Genomic DNA, 20,043 nt, shown 5'->3' on the forward strand with positions numbered 1-20,043 from the left:
GCACCGTGTTTCTCGTGTTTTCTTGGCCGGAATTAGAATATACCATGTACAGATTCGGAACGCAAGCTTTATTTTCAATAAAGTTATTTTTTACTTTAAGTTCTATAAAAAAGAACCTCTCCATATTGGAAAGGCCCTGTTCTTCTATATGAATTGAAGATTGAACTAGCCAATGACTTCCTGAATATGTAGCTGCCTTTGCTGCATCAGATTGATGATTGTTCCCTCTACCGATACCATCGGCCGTGTAGGATGATCCCGATCAGAGAATATGATCTCACCAATTTGATTATTGCTGAGCTTCACTCGGATACCGTTATGGATCTGTGTGGAACGCTGAACGAATACATTTACGATGGCAGGATCCAATTTGCCAAAAGCCTCGCTCTGAATTTGTTCAAGTACCAAGTACGGTGACTGTGCCTTACGATAGATCTTCTCCAGAGTCATAGCGTGGAAGATATCAGCGATAGCTACAATCTTGGCATAGATATGAATCTGCGTGCCGCTGAGCTGCAGCGGGTAACCCGACCCATCCACTTTTTCATGATGCTGCAATGCTGCAAGTCTAGCTCCCTCATTGATGGCCTTCGCCTGTTTTAGTACCTGATAGCCATATTTCGTATGCTGTCGGATCTCTGCCTGCTCTGACGCAGTTAACGTAGAGGGTTTATGAAGGATCTGTGGGTCCACTTTGTTATTACCAATATCATGGAACAATCCTGCAAAAGCTACCTGCATCCAGTCTTTGGACGGCAGATCCATCCACTGGGCCAACTGATAAGATGTAATGGCACTCAAGACTGCATGATGATAAACATAATCATGTTCTTGCATCACTCGTGGACTGAAGGTAAGCACATTATACTGTTTAAGATGAACAAACAATGCTTCCAGCTGTGTACGCAACTCATATACAGGTAATTCAGCCGCCAGGGAGGATAGAAAAGCATTTTTGGTCAGTCCTACCATCTTTTCATACTCTTCATGTAGAGACGGTAAGACGGGTGCTGAGACTGCGCTGCTGCCTTTCCCTGCCCGCTCTCCGTTCTTTTCATTAGCTACATGGACTGAAGAGGCCGACGAAGCCTTAGAACCTGAAGTGCTTGGCCCTGTTCTTTCTTGCTCGATGTCCACTTGATGAATCATAAAGGCTCTGAGTACTTCCACATCTTTGGGCAGAATGACTTTGCCCTTCTGAAACAGAACATTGCCACGAAGCGTTTGCACGTCATTTCCCAGTTTAAGTCCTGGTTTGACTTCAGACAGGGTGATTAATCCCATGTTCATTCCCCTCACTCATCGTTCTTCTATAATGATATCAAGACCATAGTCCCGGTTTTTCACGTTAATTCCCATTATATTACTCAAAAATCAGGCTGTACATCCCAGATTTCGAGAAGAATGGTCCTGGAGCTGTGAAAATAACAAAGGGCCCCCATATGGGAGCCCTCCAATTTCATTGGAATCATGAAATGATTTTCTTTATAGAAAATTGATTCTATGCTTCAGAACCTGAATCATCGCCCTCAACTTCAGCATCGGAAACCGCGTCCTCATCAAGAGTTGACTCTAAACCTTCAGAATCAGCAGCTTCTGCACCTTCAATCAATTCTTCGTCATCTGGTTCTTCCTCATTCTTGTCAATTCGGCTGACTGTAGCTACGGCATCTTCATCGCGAATATGAATCAGCTTCACGCCTTGCGTGTATCGACCCATAGTGGATATGCCTTCCATACTCATCCGAATTAACGTACCGCTGGAAGTGATGATCATCAGATCTTCTTCTGTCTTAACCATTTTCAGGCTGACTACCGCACCGTTCTTATCTGTGACGTTAATGGTTTTAATCCCTTTACCGCCACGAGTCTGCATCCGATAATCGCTGACAGGCGTACGTTTACCGTAACCTTTGGCTGTAACAATCAGAACATCCAGTTCCTGGTCAACAACGTCCATACCGATTACGACATCCTGCTCATCCAGTGTAATCCCTTTAACCCCGGTTGCACTCCGTCCCATGGAACGAACATTTCCTTCCGAGAATCGGATGGACATCCCGTGAGCTGTACCCATAATGATCTCTTGAAGTCCGTCTGTCAGCTTAACATCAATAAGGGCATCATCATCACGCAGGGAGATCCCGATCAGACCGCCTTTACGAATATTGGTGTAATCCTCAAGTGGTGTCTTCTTCACAACCCCTTGACGGGTAGCAAAGAACAGATACTTGTCACTTTCGAATTCCTGAACTGGAATCACGGCATTAACCGATTCACCCTGCTCGATCTGAATCAGATTGATAATCGGCGTTCCCCGTGCTGTACGTCCAAGCTCTGGAATCTCATAAGCTTTGAGACGGTACACTTTACCTTTGTCGGTAAAGAACATGAGGTAATTGTGAGAGTTGGTCACAAACAGATGCTCAACAAAGTCGGTATCTTTGGTGTCCATTCCCACAACCCCACGTCCGCCACGCTTCTGACTGCGGTATGTGGATACCGGCAGACGTTTCACATAGCCTGTATGGGTAATAGTGATGATAACCTCTTCACGCGGAATCAGATCCTCGTCCAGAATGCTCTCTTCACCTACAGTGATTTCGGTACGACGATCATCGCTGAAGCGATCACGGATTTCTTGCAGCTCCGTGCTGATAATTTCGAGCACCAGGTGCTCGTTGGCCAAAATTTCACGATATTCCTTAATTTTGACCATCAGTTCGTTATACTCATTTTCGATGCGCTCACGTTCCAGACCTGTCAGGCGTTGCAGACGCATATCGAGGATAGCTTGAGCCTGATCATGACTGAGTGAGAAACGCTCGATCAGACCTTCTCTGGCTGCATCTGTATTGCTGGATGAACGGATCAACGCAATAATTTCGTCGATATGATCCAGCGCGATACGCAAGCCTTCCAGAATGTGCGCGCGTGCTTCCGCTTTTTTCAGTTCGAATTGTGTACGTCTACGTATAACCTCAATCTGATGCTGCAAGTAGTGATACAAAACTTCACGCAGATTCAGAATCTTAGGTTCTTTATTTACAATCGCGAGCATGTTAATCCCAAAGGTGGACTGCATCGCTGTATGCTTGTACAGGTTGTTCAGCACTACACCCGGGTTCACGTCTCTGCGAAGCTCAATCACAATCCGCATACCGTTACGGTCAGACTCATCACGGAGATCCGTAATACCATCAATCTTTTTATCACGTACCAACTCAGCAATTTTCTCAACGAGTCTTGCCTTGTTCACCTGATAAGGAAGTTCCGTAACAATAATCCGTGCTTTGTTGTTGTTTTCTTCGATGTTGGTTTTGGCCCGCATCGTTACTGAACCACGTCCGGTTTGATACGCCTGGCGAATTCCGGAACGTCCCAAAATATAACCGGAAGTTGGGAAGTCTGGCCCTTGAATATAATCCATCAATTCCATGGAAGTGATATCCGGATTTTTGATCATGGCCTGTACGCCGTCGATTACCTCTCCCAGGTTATGAGGAGGAATGTTGGTCGCCATACCTACCGCAATCCCGCCGACACCATTGACAAGCAAGTTAGGGAAACGAGCTGGCAGAACGACAGGTTCACTTTCTTCACCGTCATAGTTCGGCTGGAAGTCAATCGTATCCTTGTTGATGTCTCTGAGCATTTCCATCGCAATCTTGGACAACCGGGCTTCCGTATAACGCATGGCTGCTGCCATATCGCCATCCACCGATCCAAAGTTACCATGTCCATCTACGTGCATGTAGCGCAGGGAGAAGTCCTGTGCCATCCGTACCATCGTTTCATATACGGCAGAGTCACCGTGTGGGTGATACTTACCGATAACTTCGCCGACGATTCTGGCTGATTTTTTATGTGGTTTATCGGGTGTCATGCCTAGCTCGGACATTGCGTACAGAATACGCCGGTGAACCGGCTTCAATCCGTCACGCACGTCAGGTAAGGCACGGCTCACAATAATGCTCATCGCATAATCCATAAACGATTCACGCATCTCGACGCCAATATCCCGATCTTTAACCTGCGAGTTCATTTCTTCCGCCATGCTGGACCTCCTTCTTGTCCTTCAACAAACATTCCATTCAATCATTCAAAAATTAATTATATGTGAAGAGCCTAACAAGGCTAAAACCGCACAAGGACGCTACTCTTTATTATATTACTTTCACAAAAGGTAAACAATTAAACGTCCGCTGGGCAATAGCCTTTCTTCCGGGAACTTTAGAGAGTCTGGGGGTTCGCCCTGCCTTCCTCCCCATTTGCACATACAATGCTAGAAAAAGCGGCAATTGTACTGTGTATATTCAGGCTTAGACCGTTCCCGTTCTACGATCAAACTACATCTGTGCAACAAAACCGCACAAAACGCCATATTTCTCTATTATACCACTGAAATCATCTCTTGTCCTTTGATTTCTCCGCGTCTGCCACTCTTATAAACCCCATTAAAACACGAAAGGACTGATGGCTCTTGGGCATCCAGCGTGTCTCCAGCAAATGGACCAAGACAGCTGTGTTACAACGCAGCCGTAATGTGAATGGATATATACCGGTAACACGACAATATAATCGCCAGACCCTGGAACGGATGACTGAATTATTCGAGTCAAACTATATCAAACCGGATCGGGGAACCTACGGCAATGGCGTCATGCGGGTAAAAACCATCCGTATGAATCCACACCCGATTACCGATGCAAACACATCAGAAATCTCTGCTGATCCACTCTTCCCTTCCACAGCTGAAGTCGGTGCCGAGATCTCTGCTGAAGTCCCCCTGACAACGTATGAACTTCGATATGGGACGGAGGAGAAACACTTCCATTCCCTCGATGAGCTGGATCTGGCGCTCACTGAACGTATCCAGAAGCGCGACTACATCATTCAGCAAGGCATTCCGCTGATGAAACATGATGGGTTGCCTTTTGACCTGCGGGTACTGACGCAGAAAAATCTACAACGCAATTGGGAAACGACAGGTATCCTGGGGAGAGTTGCTGCACCGGGCAAGATCATTACCAACATTCATGGCGGCGGACGATTGGCCACCTTTAATGAGTTGGTACGCCCTCATTTTGACCAGGAGCGGTTCCAGCAACTACGCAGTGAGCTATATCGTTTAGGCATTCATACAGCGGTACAGCTACAGAAGTCATTTCCAAGACTCAAAGAGATTGGTATCGATATCGCACTGGACGAAGATGGACGGCCATGGATTATTGAAGTCAACACATTGCCGGGTATCTATGCTTTTGGCCTATTGCCTGATAAGGAAACGTACCGAAAGATCAAGCGTTATGCGAGAGCGTACGGCAGATTACCCTCCAAAAAAGGGAAAACATCTCGTACCTCTCCCAAAGCCCCGGCCTCCTCTACCAAAAGCCGCACACATCGGTAGCAGGCACTCCAGAGTCCAACCTAAAATCTCTATGCTATAATCCCACAATGTAAAAGAGGCGCCCTCGCAGGCGCCTCTTCGAATATGGTTAGATGTCGAGGTTTTTCACGTATTTTGCATTTTCCTGAATAAAGTCACGACGAGGTTCAACATTATCCCCCATCAGGGTGTCGAACATGGCATCGGCCAGCATTGCATCGCCGATCGATACTTGAAGCATGGTCCGGCTCTCAGGGTCCATCGTCGTTTCCCATAATTGTCCGGCATTCATCTCACCGAGACCTTTATAACGCTGGACATTGAATTTCGCATTTTCGCCGAGAGTTGCGATAATTTCATCGCGTTCCTTCTCGGAACCAGCATAACGAATCACTTTATTGCGCTCAATCTTGAACAATGGCGGTTGGGCAATGTATACATAACCAGCCTCAATGATTTTGCGCATATAGCGATAAAGGAATGTCAGAAGCAATGTCCGAATGTGAGCGCCATCGACGTCGGCATCCGTCATCAAAATGATTTTGTGATAACGTGCTTTGGCAATATCGAAGTCATCGCCAATTCCTGTACCCATTGCGGTAATGATCGCTCTGATCTCCGCATTACCCAAAATCCGGTCAAGACGTGCTTTTTCCACGTTCAGAATCTTACCACGCAGTGGCAAAATCGCTTGGAAATGACGATCTCGTCCTTGCTTCGCTGATCCACCGGCGGAGTCACCTTCGACGATGTACAATTCGCTGATTGAAGCATCCTTGGATGAACAGTCGGCCAATTTACCTGGCAAAGAGCTGACTTCGAGTGCACCTTTACGACGCGTCAGTTCACGTGCTTTACGAGCTGCTTCACGTGCACGGGCAGCTTGCAGTCCTTTTTCCAAAATGCGACGGGATACGGAAGGATTCTCTTCCAGGAACTCCTGCAGCTTCTCAGCAAACAGGGATTCGACAATTCCGCGCACTTCACTGTTACCCAGCTTCGTCTTGGTCTGTCCCTCAAATTGCGGTTCAGGGATCTTGACCGAGATAATCGCTGTAAGACCTTCACGTACATCATCCCCGGACAGATTACCTGTGCTGTCTTTGATTACGCCCGCTTTGCGCGCATAATCATTGATAATCCGGGTAAGGGCACTCTTGAATCCGGATTCGTGCGTTCCGCCCTCATGTGTGTTGATGTTGTTGGCAAACGAGTAAATATTCTCGGTGTAGCTGTCATTGTATTGCAATGCAACTTCAACCTGAATGTTGTCTCTTGACCCTTCTACATAAATCGGGTTTTCATGCAGTGCTTCACGCTTCTGGTTCAGGAAGGAGACATACTCGATAATACCGCCCTCATACAGGAAAGAGTTGGTTACACCTGTACGTTCATCGGTTAAAGTCATACCAATTCCCTTGTTCAGGAACGCGAGCTCACGAATACGAGTCAGCAAAGTTTCATAGTCATAAACTCTTGTTTCCGTGAAAATCTCCGGATCCGGATGGAACGTAACCGTTGTTCCCGTTTCCTCCGTTGTACCGATCGTTTTCAGATCATACTGCGGAACACCCCGACGGTATTCCTGTTGATACACATGGCCGTCAACCTTAACTGTAACAACAACTTTCTCTGATAGAGCATTGACGACAGATACACCTACACCATGAAGACCACCGGATACTTTGTACCCGCCACCGCCAAATTTACCGCCTGCATGCAGAACAGTCATTACAACCTCAAGTGCAGGACGTTTCATTTTGGCATGTTCGCCGACAGGAATCCCCCGCCCGTTATCGACTACAGTGACGCTGTTATCTTCATGAATAGTAACTTCGATATGATCACAATAACCTGCGAGTGCTTCGTCAATACTATTGTCCACTACTTCCCAAACGAGATGATGCAGACCTTTGGCACTGGTGGAACCAATATACATCCCCGGACGTTTACGTACGGCTTCCAGCCCTTCAAGTACCTGAATTTCATCTGCACCATATGACGGTTGATTCATAGACATGCCTTTCACCTACTTCTATAGATTCAATATCGTAAATATGCGTTAACTAAGAATGCATGCTGAAATGAACATATTCCCTTAATTCCAGTAAGCAATCTAAATAAAGAAAAGCAGCAAAAGGTACAATAACTCGTACCGCCGATAGGCTAGAGATCAGGAAAAATGTGAGCTCGCTTCTTGAGCGTAGCTGAGGAAATAGGCGAGTAGTACACAATGTTTTTGGTCACGACAATGGACTTGGCTTCCTCTTCACCAATATGCTCCACTGTTTTTTCCTGCTCGGCATGCGTGACATACTGCTTGGAAATTTTTGAGGATTTTTCAATCGATATATCAAAAATAGCGACCAATTCGGAAGATCGGATAATCTTCTCACCGCCCAGATGAATGTACATAAGCCCTCACTCCTTAGCGTTCAACCTGTCCGGCATGAACGTGATAAATACTGGCATCTTTGAGCTTGTCAACGTTTAAGCTCTCGATTCCGGTAGCCGTAATAAAGGTTTGCACCTTGCTCTGGAACGTTTCGATCAGCTGCGTCTGACGAAAAGGATCCAGTTCAGACAGTACATCGTCCAGCAGCAGGACCGGATATTCTCCGATTTCTTCATGAATCAGTTCAATTTCCGCAAGTTTAAGGGACAACGCCGTTGTGCGCTGCTGCCCCTGCGAGCCATACGTTTGTACTTCCCGATCGTTAATGAAAAAGGACAGGTCATCCCGATGCGGCCCACTAAGCGTTGTGCCTCGGCGAATCTCCTGCTCTTTCATTTGTGATAATTTTATCATAAATTGGTCCATTAAGACAGCTTCATCTTCCTCAGCGGCTTCGCTGAAGGAAGGAAGATAGGCCAGACGCAGGACTTCTCCGCCTCCGGTGATGCCCTGATGAATTGTTTCAGCCCACTTTTGCAGTTTCTTTATGAATTGTTTCCTTTTTTTGACGATTTTAACACCATGCTCCACCAGTTGTTCATTCCACACCTCAAGCATGGTCTGGGCTGAAGCGCTCTGCCCCCATAATTGCTTGAGCAAATTGTTACGCTGGACGAGCACTTTTTGATATTGCTGCAGATGATACAGGTAGCCTGGAGCCACCTGTCCAATCTCCATGTCAAGAAACCGGCGGCGGACCCCCGGTGTGCCTTTGACAATCTCAAGATCTTCCGGTGCAAACATCACCACATTAAGCGCTCCGACAAAATCACTCAGCTTTCGCTGTTCCAGTCCGTTGATCTTTGCTTTTTTGCCTTGTTGCGACAAAGATAGCTCGAGCTTGACCGATCCGTACTTTTTGTCGACCTCTGCTGCAAGCCTGGCACGTTCTTCACCGAAACGAATCAGTTCCTTGTCGCGGGATGTACGGTGGCTCTTAGTGAGTGCAAGCACAAAAATGGCTTCTGCAAGATTGGTCTTGCCTTGGGCATTTTGCCCGATCAAAAGATTCACAGGACCAAAAGAATCTAGTCTCAGATGTTCATAATTACGGAATTGCTGCAGATCTATGCTGTTTACAAACACGCGGTATCCTCCCTTTTATCCCGTCCGTCAGGAGGCAGCAGGATCTAACTGGTCTTCTTATTGTGCGACAACTTCGAACGAACCTTCTCCGTCCACCTCAACGATATCCCCAGGGTATAACTTGCGTCCCCGGCGTTCCTCAGGCTCTTTATTCACACGTACAAGCCCATCCTGAAGCAATGCTTTGGCCATACCTCCGGTTGGGATGCAGTCGGCCAGTTTCAAAAATTGATCAAGCTTAATATATTCCGTACGAATCGCTACTTGGTTCACTATGATCTTCCTCTCGTTAGTTGGTCGTCCGGTAAGGCAATATGACGTACAAGCTGTGACTGTCGTCCAGCGGTTTCAGGATGATAGGGCTCATGACACCAGTGAAAGCGATCATCAGCTGCTCACTCTCCACCACTTTCAGCACATCCAGCATATATTTGGAGTTGAACGAGATTTTCAGTGGTTCGCCGTTAAAGTCGGCCGGTTCGATTTCTTCTCTTACTTTCCCCAGCTCGGAAGAGCTTGAAGAAATTTCGATTGATCCGGAATCCATCGTTTGCATCCGCACAATGTTTGTTTTTTCTTCACGCGACAGCAAATAAGCCCGGTCGATAGATTCACTTAATTTTTTTGTATCCAAAACGAGTTCTGTTTTGTACGAAGTCGGAATAATTCTAGAAGTATCCGGATAAGTTCCGTCCAAAATACGCGAATAGAACAGAACACGGTCGATTTTGAACAAAACCTGGTTGTCAGCGACAACGATATCCACAAGTGTATTTTGATCGGGCACGATTTTGCTGAGTTCGTTCAGCGTTTTACCCGAGATCACCACATTGTTGAATCTCACACCTTCTGCATTATCCAGCATTGCTGAACGAGTAGCAAGACGATGACGGTCAGTTGCCACAAATTTCAGTTCATTGTCACCCAAACTCCAGAGTACACCTGTCAAAATCGGCGTAGTTTCATGTGTGGAAATGGAGAACACGGTTTGTTTAATCATATTTTTGAGCAAATCTCCTGGAATGGAGACGGTTTGGTTCTCTTCGATGCTTGGCAATACTGGGAATTCTTCTGGATCAAGACCAACCAGTTGAATTTCGGTAGCTCCTGCGGAGATAAAGGTGTTGAAGTTCTCTTTTACCTCCATGTGCACTTCTTGGGAAGGCAGCTTTTTGATGATCTCGACAAAAAACTTGGCTGGCAGTACAACACTACCAGGTTGTTCCACCTGAACAACACTTTTATCACCATCTTCAAGCGGGATGAAGGATTGAATTGAAATATCGGTGTCGCTTGCTGTCAACGTCACACCTTGATGATTAACGTCGAATTTGATACCGCTCAGAATTGGGATCGTCGTACGGCTTGAGATGGCTTTGGATACTTGCTGGATGGATTCGTTCAAGTAGCTTTTCATTATGCTGATTTTCATGGTTTCACTCCTAGCGGGTTTTTTTGGTGTAGAGGTGTTGAAATGTGTTTTTCAAAAGGCCGAAGGCTGAGCTTCGAAATCGCTTATTTGGAGATGATATCTTTTAGATCTTTATAGTAATAATAGTAATAGGGGCACTGAATATGTGGATAAGTGGGTATAAACCCATAAGCCCAAGCCTATCCACATGTGTATACGTTGTGCACAGGCTTGGGACTTATTCAGGTTGGATTCTTAATTTTTTCGGTTAAGTTGTTGATAACTTTATAGAGATCCTGATCGACTTTAATCGCCTGGGAGATCTTTTCGTGCGCATGGATGACGGTGGTATGATCTCGCCCTCCAAATGCTTCACCGATTTTGGGCAGAGAAAAGTCTGTAAGTTCACGAGAGAGATACATAGCAATCTGTCTTGGGAACGCAACGGCCTTGGTCCGTTTCCGTGCTTTGAAATCTTCAAGCTTAAGGCTGTAATACTCGCCGACCTTTTGTTGGATGTCGTGAATAGTGATCATTTTCGGACGACTGGAAGGAATAATATCCTTCAGTGCTTCAGCTGCTAGATGAGTGGTTACATCTTGATTAGTCAGCGAAGAATAGGCAACAACCCGAATCAGGGCCCCTTCCAGCTCACGAATATTAGTATCAATCTGGTTGGCGATGTACATCATCGCCTCATTCGGAATATCGAGGTTTTCCGCACGAGCTTTTTTACGCAAAATAGCAATCCGTGTCTCCAGATCAGGAGGCTGGATATCCGTAATTAACCCCCATTCAAAACGGGAACGAAGCCGTTCTTCTAGGGTCGGAATTTCCTTCGGCGGTCTGTCGCTGGAGATGATGATCTGTTTCCGTTCCTCATGCAGCGCATTAAACGTATGGAAAAATTCCTCTTGCGTCGATTCTTTTCCAGCCAAGAACTGAATATCATCAATGAGCAGAATATCGACACTACGGTATTTGTTACGGAAGCTCTCCCCGCGGTTGTCACGGATCGAGTTAATGAATTCGTTCGTGAATTTCTCAGATGACAAATAAACAACTTTGCTGCCCGGATCATGCTCCAGGACGTAATGTCCGATCGCATGCATCAAGTGAGTTTTGCCGAGACCTACCCCTCCATAAAGAAACAGAGGATTGTATGCTTTGGCGGGCGCTTCAGCGACCGCCAGCGATGCGGCGTGGGCAAAACGGTTGCCCGGCCCAATGACAAATGTATCGAATGTATATTTCGGATTGAGCATGCTGAGTACCGCTTCTTCCTGAACAACTGTAGGCGTTGGCGCTGGCAGTTGAGGGTCCGGTTCAGCAGGCTTGTTCTCCTCGATGACAAATTTCACATCGACCTGTTTGCCAAGCAGCTCATATACCGTCGATCCGACCAGTTTGGTGTAACGGCTCTCCAGCCATTCGACGGCAAACGTGGTTGGTGCGGATATGACGATCGAACGATCATTCAGCTTGGTAGCTTTGGTAGCTTTGAACCAAGTGTCAAAGCTGGGTTTGCTGAGCTTGTTTTGTATGATTGATAAAATTTGCTGCCATAAATCAGAAGTATGGCTGTCCACAGACTGTCACTCCTTTTACATGTTCCAAGTGTGGCTTAAGCCATGATGCAGTGTCGAAATACGAGATATATTGTTGAATTTATCCCCAAACCCCCGCAGGTCGAAAACAAAAAAAGAATGAACAACGGAAAATTGTTCACAACTTTATCCACAGGCTGTTGATAATATTATGGGTCAGATCACATATTCACATCCAAAAGTAATACAATCATAGCAAAAGAAGCCCGGCATTTCAATGTATCACGTGATTTTATCCACAAATTCAATAACTTGTGTATAATTTTTAATCACAACACAATATATTGTTTATAAATTGTTTAACTTTCGACAAGATGACCCAAAAACCCAAATTATTTTATACACAGGTTATTCGTCAAATGATGCTGAATTGTGTGTAAAAGTATTCTCTGTTTGTGAATAACCTCTCTGTGGATAACCGTAAAGTGAAAATGACCGTTTTGGGGATTTTCAGGAGAGTGACTCTTCATGCCCGTTTTCCTTTTTCGAAGAGAGGAATTGAGGAAACGACAAAATCAAAGGCAGAGGAGATCAAGAAGAGGGCCTGTTGAACGGAAGGAGCGTTTACTGATTTGTATGAACTGAACGTAGAATTTATTCCTAAAAGAGGTAGGATGGATATGCGCGCAAACCTTGGAGATGGATGTGACTTCATTGCAGCAGATTTGTTTTATGCCAAAAAGAGGTTGTTCTTTAAGACCGGAATGGTGGTCAAAGAGAACAACCTCTTTTTGGTTGGTGGTTATAAAGGGATGATTTACTCGTTATGAGCAGAAAATTTACGTTGGAATTCCGCGATATCTGCATATTCTTCTTCCAATTTTCGCGAAATGCGAATAAAGATGGGGAGCAGCTCCTGGTAGATCGATGCATGTTCTTTGATAGGGGTATGCTTGTGCGTTGTACCTACCATAGATGAAACAGCATGAAGCGACTGAATTCGCCCTGTAGCATAAAGACCGAGCACGACGGCCCCCAGACAGGAACTTTCGAAGCTCTCGGGCACAATGACTTCCTGGTTGAATATATCGGACATCATCTGACGCCAGAGCGGGGAACGAGCGAAACCACCCGTTGCCTGAATGGAGGTAGGTTGTCCGATCTGTTCTTCCATGGCCAGCAGTACCGTATATAGATTGAAAATAACCCCTTCCAAAACGGAACGGATCATATGCTCTTTCTGGTGGTGGAGGGTCAAACCAAAGAAGGAACCTCGGGCGTCCGGATTCCATAAAGGGGCGCGTTCCCCTGAAAGGTACGGATGGAATAGAAGCCCTTCCGAACCGGGGCTGACGCGTTCAGCAATCTTGGTGAGTACATCATAGGAATTGATGCCGAGCCGTTTGGCTGTTTCCACTTCTGAGGCAGCGAATTCATCCCGTACCCAGCGGAAAAGCATGCCACCGTTATTCACAGGTCCACCGATCACCCAAAGATTCTCGGTGAGGGCATAACAGAACGTTCTACCTTTTGGATCGGTAACAGGACGGTCAACGACGGTGCGAATCGCGCCGCTGGTGCCGATCGTTGCTGCAACAACGCCAGGCTCAATGGCTTTCACACCGAGATTGGACAATACCCCGTCACTTGCACCGATGACGAAGGGAGTAGAGGGGGAGAGAGCCATTTTTTCAGCCCATGTACGATCCATTCCCTCTATAGTATGTGTGGTCGGTACGAGCTGCGATAGATGGTCAGGTGTAATGCCTGCAACCTCAAGTGCTTCGGCATCCCAATCCAGTTGTTCCAGATTGAGCATACCGGTACAGGATGCGATGGAGTGATCCACGACATATTGACCGAACAGACGGAAGAACAAATATTCTTTGATAGAGATAAATTTGGCGGTACGTTGAAAAAGTTCAGGTTCATCATGGCGCAGCCACATTAATTTGGTCAGTGGCGACATGGGGTGAATCGGTGTACCTGTTCGCAAATAGATACGATGCCCGATTCCGTTCTCTTGCAGTTTGGCGGCCCAGGCGGCGCTCCGGTTGTCAGCCCAAGTGATGCAGCGAGTGAGGGGCATACCATCTTGTCCCATCGCAATAACGCTGTGCATGGCAGAGCTGCAGGACACGAACATAATTTGTTCCGCAGCTACGCCACTTTGCTCCATCACGCCGCGTACGGAGCGAAGGGCAGCTTGAACAATTTGTTCTGGATCCTGCTCAGCGACATCCGGAGCTGGGGTGTATAAAGGATATTCCTGAGTCGAAGTGCTTACAACTTCACCCTGTTCCGTAAAGAGTACGGATTTGGTACTGGTTGTACCGATATCCATACCAATCATATAGTTGTTCACTTTACATAAACCTTCTTTCTTTTGAACCCATAAAATTAAAGCTCTAATGGTGTGGATTTATTTTCTTCTTCTATATAGGTAGTCAATTTATACGACTGTACTCAGCAGCAAAATAAAGATCAGTCCAACAACAGATAATAGTGTTTCCATAACGGTCCACGTCTTCAGCGTCTGAGAGACACTCATATTGAAGAATTCTTTAATCATCCAGAAGCCTGCGTCGTTCACATGAGAAAGTACAAGTGAACCTGCACCGGTAGCGAGTACGACCAGCTCTATATTGGCACCAGGCGTTAGTGCAAGGACCGGAGCTACAATACCAGCTGCTGTCGTCATTGCCACAGTTGCTGAACCGGTAGCAACCCGAATGAGTGCGGCTACAAGCCAGGCGAACAGGATCACATTAATATTGGCATGTGTGGCGACCTCAGCAATGGCATTACCTACGCCACTATTGATCAACACCTGTTTGAACGCACCGCCACCGCCAATGATGAGAATGATGGTCGCCGTAGGCGCCAGACATTCACTGGTGAAGCGGGAGATGTCATGTTTGTTGAACCCGCGTGAGAATCCGAGTGAAAAGAGGGCGAACACGACGGAGATCAGCAGGGCTATAATTTCATGGCCGATAAATTCACAGAATACGGTAAATCCGCTTGTGGCGTCAGGATCTACGATATTGGCGATAGAGCCAATGAGCATCAAAATGACCGGCAGCAAAATGGTAAACAAGGTTATGCCGAAACCGGGCAAGTTGTTACTTTTTTTCGTAGCGAATTGTTCAGCCAGCTCTGCAGGTGGTTCGGTATGTATTCTTTTACCGATAAATTTACCAAACAGAGGTCCAGCGATAATAGCAGTCGGAATACCTACAATAAGGGAGTACAAGATCGTCTTACCCAAATCGGCGCTGTACGCTTCGATGGCAATCATGGGAGCCGGGTGAGGTGGAACCAGACCATGTACAGTAGAGAGACCTGCCAAAATCGGAATACCGATCTGCAGCAGCGACATATTGGTTTTACGTGCAACGGTGAAAATGATCGGAATCAGTAGAATAACGCCGACTTCGAAGAAAACTGGAATACCGACAATAAATCCAACAATCATCATCGCCCAGTGCACACGTTTCACACCGAAACGATCTACCAGTGTGGTAGCAATACGCTCGGCTCCGCCCGATTCAGCCATCATCTTACCAAGCATGGTACCAAGGCCGATGACGATGGCAATCGTTCCGAGTGTGCCGCCAAGTCCTCCCGTAATGGAAGTAATTACGTCCGCGGGTTTCATGCCTGTAAGTAATCCAAGCATTAATGCAGATATTAAAAGGGTAATGAAAGGATTCCATTTATATTTGGAGATCAACACGATCAGGAATACAATCGCAATCAATGTCCAGACCAATAACGTTGCATTATGGGATAGCCCAAAAAGAGTGCTCATGAGGTATGCTCCTTTTTTTCTGATATATAACGCTTACAACTGATCCATGACCAGGTGGAGGGAAGACACTTTACAATTCATGTAGCGCGGGCGGCTTAATCCCTCTTAATATGCCCCAAAAAATTGAAACAAATCGCATTTTGTATACTTGTCGACAAGTTGGGGGGCAATCATTCACAACGGATATGATTGCGAACCCCTGCACAGATATTCCATGAAGTGATGAATAAAATTCCATTACATGTCATTAGGAATCAAAGCTTTCGTGCAGCGTCTTGCCTGAATCCTGAAAATACGTGCGAACTCCAGATTGAATGCGTGTTTTATCACCCGATTCAAGTGCCTCAATCAACAAGCGGTGTTTACCTATTACAGCGCTTACTTTCTGCTCGCCCTGAATAAAAACCCTGCGGGTGGTGAGCAGCATAACCGTCATGACAACATAACGAATGCTTTTCCATAGATGTAAAATACGCGAATGCTGGGCGGCTTCGATAATAGTCTCGTGAAAGGTAAGATCCTGATAAGCAAATTCAACAGCATCTTGGTGACGTCCAGCCAAGTCCATTTTGTCTATCACATTACTTAACTGGGTAATCAATTGTTCTGGTACATCCCCTGCAAGTCGCTGCTGCACAAAACTTTCAATCAGGAAACGCACGTCATATAATTCCTCGACATCTTTAATTTTCAATCCAATGACAACCACGCCCATACGCTCCAACCGAATGAGCCCTTCATTCGACAGTGTTCTTAACGCTTCACGTACAGGTGATCGACTGCTGTCAAAATCAGCGGCAATCCGATTTTCTGACAAAATTTCGCCAGGACGAAGGGTTCCGCTAATGATCCGTAGTCTTAATTCGCAGGCAATGGCTTCCCCGCGGGAAGCTCCCTGAAGCCAGGATGAAGGAAACAGCATAATGGCTAACGCTCCTATTATAAGTAATCAGTTCAATACTGATCATAGCACAACTATTTTGCTGATTGAGCGTTTTACACCAATCCTTATAACGAGAATAAATGGCTGTATGCTCTGTGCGTATGCTGAATTTAGGAACGTCATATTGCTTCAAATGGATTTTTCAAAGAGCTAGAGGAATAATTATCTTCCTTATAAATGAGTTTGGATCGGTACTGTACTTCCCATAAGTATACTTGTATACAAGATGTGTTTTTTTTATCCTACAACTTTCTCGAAAACTTGTAAACCATAGAATAAAGCGGATACATTAAATTTAAAGTATTTATCTAATGGATTGCTGCTCCACTGAAGTTCTTCAGAAACGTAGGAATATTAACCAAAAGTAGAGCCAATGAAACAGTCTGTCATCGATAAATATTCCTTATCCACATGTGAATAACTTGAAATGGTAATTAAAAAAAGAGTTAAGGGGTTTGAGGGGTGTGGATAACCGTAAAAACTGATTTTTGATGAATGAAGCGGAACTGGGGATAACTTTTTGAGCTTCTAAATGATGCTTTAAAAAGGTAGTAAACAGGAGTACGAATCCATGGCCGTTTAGGTAGGGTGGAATAGGCATTAAAAAGGAGAAAGGAGGCAAGAGGCTCGCAGTTGACTTTTCCAGGTGTTCATGGTTAAATATATAAAGGTGTTTTCTGTGAAGATGAAAGTGATTCATCACATAAGTATTTCCTTGTGAGGAGGTGCAATACATTGAGACCTACATTCAAACCGAACGTTAGCAAACGTAAAAAAGTTCATGGTTTCCGGAAAAGAATGAGCACGAGCAACGGACGTAAAGTTCTGGCTGCACGTCGCCTTAAAGGCCGTAAAGTCCTGAGTGCTTAATGCATGTGAAGACCACCGAGGTGGTCTTTTTTTTCTTAAAATAGGTCTTTTCAGACTGGATGCTGGTATAGGTCAGGTCTGAATCGGCTGGGCAAAAGCATAATTTCACCTATATGTTCAACGAATGAGAATGAGATGTCCGTTTTTTCGAAAACGTTCCTTATATAAGGATGAATGTTTGCTCAGTTGAAATGACTGATCAACAATCATCCCAAATGAAGTTGCCGCCAAGACGGTTTATCGTTATTCAAGAAAGCCTATACTAAATCAGTAATGAGGCATTCGTCAATAATGTTGGTGGAAAACAGCAAGGAGAAGCGCCGTGTATAAAAGACTGCGTTTACGAAACCGGGCGGACTTTAGCCGCGTATACCGGTATGGGAAATCGTTTGCCAATCATCAGTTTGTGGTGTATGGCTGTCGTCGTAAAGATACAGAACAATTCCGAGTAGGTGTATCCTGCAGTAAGAAAATCGGAAACGCTGTCGTACGCAACCGGATGAGACGCATGATTAAGGAAATTGTACGTCATCATGAGAAAGAGATTGTCACGCAGATGGATCTGATCTTTATCGTCAGAAAAGGTGCATTGGACATGTCCTATAAGGATATGGAAAAAAGCCTGCTGCATGCGATGCGCAAGGGCTCTCTTTTGAAGTCGGGCAAGCGGTAAGCTTCGGTTTATTTGTCCTCCTAATTATGGTATGATTTACGGTGGAATGGAATGGTTAAGAGAGGGGTTATGAAGTGTCGCGATTGAAGACATCAAAGGGGAAGTGGATTCTCCTCATTGCAGTCATTGCAATGGTCACTGTACTCGCCGGATGTACTCCACAAGGAGCCGGGGTTACTACGGAAGATCTGAGGAATAGTGATTCTTTTTGGCAAGCCAATGTTATTTATTGGTTCTCACTGGCGCTCGATACATTTGCCAACTGGTTTAACGGTGAATATGGACTGGCCGTCCTTGTGATGGTGTTAATTGTACGGACGTTAATCTTGCCGCTGACGATTAAATCAATTCGTAGTACGAAGGCAATGCAGGCTATTCAGCCGCAGTTGAAAGAAATTCAAGCTAAATATAAAGATACACCTGAGAAAATTCAGCAAGAAACAATGAAGTTATTTCAGGAGAACAAAGTAAACCCTGCTATGGGTTGTCTACCAATGTTGCTTCAAATGCCAATTTATATCGCACTTTATAACTCAATTTACGGCAACTCGAGTCTGAGAACACATGATTTTTTGTGGCTTCAACTCGGATCACCGGATCACCTGTTTATTTTGCCAGTGCTGGCTGCCATCACTACATTCGTTCAAACGTGGATGATGATGCGCATGAACCCTGCACAGCAGGTTGGACCGATGCAATTCATGCTGTGGGTGTACCCGATATTGATCTTCGTTATGTCGTATCAGTTCCCGGCTGCATTGCCACTGTACTGGTTCTACAGTAACATCTACACGATCGTGCAAAACTATTTCCTTTACCGGAATAATGATAAAGTCGTGGCTGAGGTCAACGTGAAGCAGACCAGCTCTTCCAAAAATGGAAATGGAGCTAAACGCAAAAACGGTGGTAAGGCAACTGTCTCTGGAAAAGGTTCGAAAGGGGCCAAAAAATCGAAATGACCAAAGTCATTGCGTCAGGAAAAACCGTTGAAGATGCTGTAAACCAAGGATTGGCTGAGCTTGGCGTAAGCCGGGACAAGGTCGAGATACAAGTGTTAGAGCAGCCGTCAAAAGGATTCCTGGGTTTGATCGGGGTGAAGGCCGCTAAAGTGGAAGTGAAACTTCTGCCTGTGCCCGAACCTGTTTCACAGCCGATCAAGCCGGCCGCACATATACCTCAGGTTGAAGCAACACTTGAGGGTGTGGCTGCTAAAAATCCCTATGAGGAAGCGGCGGCTTTCTTAAAAGAAGTGGCAGCAGGTATGGGACTGGATGTTGAAGTGCATATCAAAAAACAGCGTGACGGACATATCTTCAATATTGCCGGTGAAGATCTGGGCATGATTATTGGCAGACGTGGACAGACGCTGGATGCCCTTCAATATTTAACGAACATTGTAGCAAATCGTTATTCGGAAAGTTTCGTTCGCATCGTACTGGATGCTGAGAATTTCCGTCAACGTCGACGCAAGACGCTGGAGGATCTGGCTGAACGTTTGGCTGGACAGGCCATTCGCACTGGCAAGGAAGTTGTGCTGGAGCCTATGCCGCCACTCGAACGCAAAGTCATTCATGCGAAATTGCAAAATCACTCGCAGATTAAGACATACAGCAAGGGCGAGGAGCCCAATCGGCGCGTGGTCATTACGACGAAATAACGCGAAATTGAAGACGCAATGGCTTCCTGCCCGGTGCAGAAGCCATTGCTTTTTTCGTACAGAAGTACTTTTCCAAAACTATAGAGCGACTTCAATTAAGCCATATCAAGATATGAATGATGCGGTTAGAAGCGTTGTGTAACCGAACAACTGAACTATTATTGAAAATAATATAGCGCCCCGAGGGCGCAATTTTAA

The 20,043-nt window shown here is 45.6% G+C and carries 17 protein-coding genes; 6 read left to right on the forward strand and 11 right to left on the reverse strand.

From position 1 onward, the window contains the following. Positions 1-165: 165 nt before the first annotated feature. Complete coding sequence (locus AC4PM4_RS28115) at positions 166-1,284, reverse strand: HD-GYP domain-containing protein (protein ID WP_491615080.1); 1,119 nt, start codon at positions 1,282-1,284, stop codon at positions 166-168. A gap of 217 nt (positions 1,285-1,501) precedes the next feature. Then, complete coding sequence (gyrA, locus tag AC4PM4_RS28120) at positions 1,502-4,057, reverse strand: DNA gyrase subunit A (protein WP_072733934.1); 2,556 nt, start codon at positions 4,055-4,057, stop codon at positions 1,502-1,504. A 426-nt stretch (positions 4,058-4,483) separates the two neighbouring features. On the opposite strand from gyrA, the gene AC4PM4_RS28125 reads away from it, so the two are divergent. Then, positions 4,484-5,410, forward strand: a complete 927-nt coding sequence (locus tag AC4PM4_RS28125) for a YheC/YheD family protein (RefSeq protein ID WP_491615082.1) — start codon at positions 4,484-4,486, stop codon at positions 5,408-5,410. An 88-nt stretch (positions 5,411-5,498) separates the two neighbouring features. Here the strand turns inward: AC4PM4_RS28125 and gyrB are convergent, their stop codons facing one another. From gyrB to dnaA, 6 genes are all read right to left on the reverse strand, one after another. Beyond that, a complete protein-coding gene (gyrB, locus tag AC4PM4_RS28130) occupies positions 5,499-7,409 on the reverse strand; it encodes a DNA topoisomerase (ATP-hydrolyzing) subunit B (protein WP_063567395.1) in 1,911 nt (636 codons plus the stop codon). 146 nt (positions 7,410-7,555) lie between these two features. Then, positions 7,556-7,804 (reverse strand): extracellular matrix regulator RemB, encoded by a 249-nt coding sequence (remB, locus tag AC4PM4_RS28135; RefSeq protein ID WP_017691405.1) that lies wholly within the window; start codon positions 7,802-7,804, stop codon positions 7,556-7,558. 13 nt (positions 7,805-7,817) lie between these two features. Next, positions 7,818-8,930: a DNA replication/repair protein RecF gene (gene recF, locus AC4PM4_RS28140; RefSeq protein ID WP_063567394.1), complete on the reverse strand. Its 1,113-nt coding sequence runs from the start codon at positions 8,928-8,930 to the stop codon at positions 7,818-7,820. A gap of 57 nt (positions 8,931-8,987) precedes the next feature. Then, the gene (gene yaaA / locus AC4PM4_RS28145) at positions 8,988-9,203 is read right to left on the reverse strand and encodes a S4 domain-containing protein YaaA (protein WP_024629511.1); all 216 of its coding nucleotides are present in this window, start codon (positions 9,201-9,203) and stop codon (positions 8,988-8,990) included. A 16-nt stretch (positions 9,204-9,219) separates the two neighbouring features. After that, positions 9,220-10,362, reverse strand: coding sequence for a DNA polymerase III subunit beta (dnaN, locus tag AC4PM4_RS28150; RefSeq protein WP_079696977.1), 1,143 nt, complete (start codon positions 10,360-10,362; stop codon positions 9,220-9,222). Between the two features lie 221 nt (positions 10,363-10,583). After that, positions 10,584-11,930 (reverse strand): chromosomal replication initiator protein DnaA, encoded by a 1,347-nt coding sequence (gene dnaA, locus AC4PM4_RS28155; RefSeq protein WP_024629513.1) that lies wholly within the window; start codon positions 11,928-11,930, stop codon positions 10,584-10,586. 590 nt (positions 11,931-12,520) lie between these two features. Here dnaA and AC4PM4_RS28160 point away from each other — a divergent pair. Next, on the forward strand, positions 12,521-12,718 hold the full coding sequence (locus AC4PM4_RS28160) for a hypothetical protein (RefSeq protein ID WP_090809407.1): 198 nt from the start codon (positions 12,521-12,523) through the stop codon (positions 12,716-12,718). Here the strand turns inward: AC4PM4_RS28160 and gntK are convergent. The 3 genes from gntK to AC4PM4_RS28175 all read right to left on the reverse strand — a co-directional run bounded on the left by gntK (position 12,706) and on the right by AC4PM4_RS28175 (position 16,624). Next, positions 12,706-14,241 carry a gluconokinase gene (gene gntK / locus AC4PM4_RS28165; RefSeq protein ID WP_491615158.1) on the reverse strand — a complete coding sequence of 512 codons (1,536 nt, stop codon included), beginning with the start codon at positions 14,239-14,241 and terminating at the stop codon, positions 12,706-12,708. The two genes, AC4PM4_RS28160 and gntK, sit on opposite strands and share 13 nt — an antisense overlap. Before the next feature lie 99 nt (positions 14,242-14,340). Beyond that, positions 14,341-15,702, reverse strand: coding sequence for a GntP family permease (locus tag AC4PM4_RS28170; RefSeq protein WP_064641435.1), 1,362 nt, complete (start codon positions 15,700-15,702; stop codon positions 14,341-14,343). Between the two features lie 247 nt (positions 15,703-15,949). Further along, complete coding sequence (locus AC4PM4_RS28175; protein WP_063567390.1) at positions 15,950-16,624, reverse strand: GntR family transcriptional regulator; 675 nt, start codon at positions 16,622-16,624, stop codon at positions 15,950-15,952. A 756-nt stretch (positions 16,625-17,380) separates the two neighbouring features. On the opposite strand from AC4PM4_RS28175, the gene rpmH reads away from it, so the two are divergent. The 4 genes from rpmH (at position 17,381) to jag (ending at position 19,845) form a co-directional block, all read left to right on the forward strand. Further along, positions 17,381-17,515 carry a 50S ribosomal protein L34 gene (rpmH, locus tag AC4PM4_RS28180; RefSeq protein WP_024629517.1) on the forward strand — a complete coding sequence of 45 codons (135 nt, stop codon included), beginning with the start codon at positions 17,381-17,383 and terminating at the stop codon, positions 17,513-17,515. Positions 17,516-17,837: 322 nt separating this feature from the next. Beyond that, positions 17,838-18,188 (forward strand): ribonuclease P protein component, encoded by a 351-nt coding sequence (rnpA, locus tag AC4PM4_RS28185; RefSeq protein WP_024629518.1) that lies wholly within the window; start codon positions 17,838-17,840, stop codon positions 18,186-18,188. A gap of 74 nt (positions 18,189-18,262) precedes the next feature. Further along, entirely contained in the window at positions 18,263-19,147 is an 885-nt protein-coding gene (locus AC4PM4_RS28190; protein WP_491615084.1) for a YidC/Oxa1 family membrane protein insertase, read from the forward strand. Next, entirely contained in the window at positions 19,144-19,845 is a 702-nt protein-coding gene (jag, locus tag AC4PM4_RS28195; RefSeq protein ID WP_090902655.1) for an RNA-binding cell elongation regulator Jag/EloR, read from the forward strand. Before AC4PM4_RS28190 ends, jag begins: the two co-directional genes overlap by 4 nt. Positions 19,846-20,043 lie beyond the last annotated feature (198 nt).

The sequence above is a fragment of the Paenibacillus sp. MDV22-iso6 genome, assembly GCF_058408365.1.